A 1,096-nucleotide genomic window follows, 5' to 3' on the forward strand; every position below is an offset into this window, starting at 1 on the left:
GGATACAGGCAGAGCGCATCCGACGGACTCAACAATGAGACACAGCAATGGCCGATCTCCATTGTCGGCCGAGCGGACAAGATCCGGGCGGCGCTGGAGTTCCTGCGCGCGAGGAAGGGGGGCGTCTCGTTCCTGTGGACGCCCCCGCTAGGCGTGCAGGGGTACTACCAGTGCAAGTCGTACTTGCTGACCCCGCACGGCAATGATGTCTACACGCTCAGCGCCACCTTCGAACAAACTTTTCAGCCGTAAGGACGGACCATGGCCCGCCAGATCATCGACACCACGACCGACCATGGGGCCTACAAGGGCGACCCTGCGAAGGTTGCCTTCGACAAGGTCAATGCAAACGACGCAGAGCTGTACGCACTGGTTGCCGGCCTGACTGCGGTTGGCGGCAAGAACATGCTCATCAACTGCGGTTTGCCGATCAACCAGCGGGTGTTCTCCGGTGGTGCGCTGGCAGCGGGTGCATACGGGTACGACCGCTGGAAGGCTGGCGCGGGCGGCTGCAACGTGACCATCAACGCGACGACAGGTGTGTTCACCCACACCAGCGGGCCATTGCAGCAGATCGTGGAGGCCCCGGTGCTGGCGTGGGGGCAGCCGTTGACCATCAGCGTGGAGAATCCTAGCGGAACCATTGCCGTGAGCGTGGGCGGAGCCACTGGCACTATCACCTCCGGCACCGGGCGGCGAGGCGTGACTCTGACCCCATCGGGCAGCGGCAACATGACGGTCCAGCTGACCGCCACCGGCGTCACCTACAGCCGTCCGCAGCTGGAGCGGGGGAGTGCTGCCACGGCCTTCGACGCTCGGCCCGTAGCGGCGGAGCTGGCCATGTGCCAGCGGTACTACGAGAAGAGTTATCCCATGTCTGTTGCACCGGGCGTGGCGCAACAGTTGGGGCGCCGTGGCGGTGGCCAAGCGGGCGTGGCTGGTTCTGCGATGTACTTCGTCCAGCCATATCTGGTGCAGAAGCGTGCTGTTCCAGCGCTCACGATCTACAACCCCAGCAACGGCGCTGGTGGAGGCGTGGCAAACGATAGTGGCGCGATCGTGATTACCCAGCTGCCGTACTCGTCTGATAGCGCCT

At 64.1% G+C, this 1,096-nt stretch carries 2 protein-coding genes; both read left to right on the forward strand.

Going from position 1 to position 1,096, the window contains the following annotated elements:
* A partial coding sequence (locus ACZ4VL_RS40860) for a phage tail protein (protein ID WP_468211136.1) occupies positions 1 to 252 on the forward strand: 252 nt, incomplete at its 5' end.
* A 9-nt stretch (positions 253 to 261) separates the two neighbouring features.
* On the forward strand, positions 262 to 1,096 hold an 835-nt coding region (locus ACZ4VL_RS40865), incomplete at its 3' end, for a hypothetical protein (protein ID WP_468211139.1).

The sequence above is a fragment of the Streptomyces sp. NPDC029014 genome, from assembly GCF_055564695.1.